Here is a 666-nt window from a genome sequence, read left to right as displayed (position 1 = left end):
CCAGAACACCGAGCCGATGGCACTCGGAATGGTCTTCTGCGGGTTCTTCGCTTCACCGGCAGTGAGGCCGATCATCTCTACACCCAGGTAGGCGAACATCACCATTTGCAAAGACATCAACACGCCTTGCACGCCATTGGGCATAAAGCCGCCATGGGCCCACAAGTTGGAAATACCCAGCGCCACGCCATCATTGCCAAAGCCGAACGCAATAATGCCGACGCCGCCGATCACCATCGCAATGATGGTGACGATCTTGATCAGCGCGAACCAGAACTCGAACTCACCAAAGGCCTTGACCGCGATCAGGTTGATGCTGCCCATGCTGATCAGCGCCGCCAGGGCCCAGATCCAGCGCGGCGTGTCGGGGAACCACACGCCCATGTACACGGCCACGGCGGTGATTTCCGCCACGCAGGTCACCAGCCACAGGAACCAATAGTTCCAGCCGGTCAGAAAGCCCGCCAACGGGCCGAGATAGTCTTGGGCGTAACGGCTGAACGAGCCGGCGACGGGGTTGTGCACCGCCATTTCGCCAAGGGCGCGCATGATCACCAGGATCGCCAGGCCGCCAATGATGTAGGAAAGCATGATCGCCGGGCCGGCCATTTCAATGGCCTTGGCCGAGCGCACGAGACACGCAAAAAGCTCGTATTCCGTTTGCAG

1 protein-coding gene is annotated in these 666 nt (G+C 59.9%); it reads right to left on the bottom strand.

Going from position 1 to position 666, the window contains the following annotated elements:
• Window positions 1-666, bottom strand: a 666-nt coding sequence (locus tag OMK64_RS21460) for an amino acid permease (protein ID WP_272730148.1), incomplete at both ends; no start/stop codon positions are given.

Origin of the sequence: Cellulomonas fimi, from assembly GCF_028527925.1 — a bacterium.
Classification (GTDB): domain Bacteria; phylum Actinomycetota; class Actinomycetes; order Actinomycetales; family Cellulomonadaceae; genus Cellulomonas; species Cellulomonas fimi_C.
Note: the sequence above shows the minus strand (reverse complement) of the source record. Positions and strands in the feature narration are given on the sequence as shown.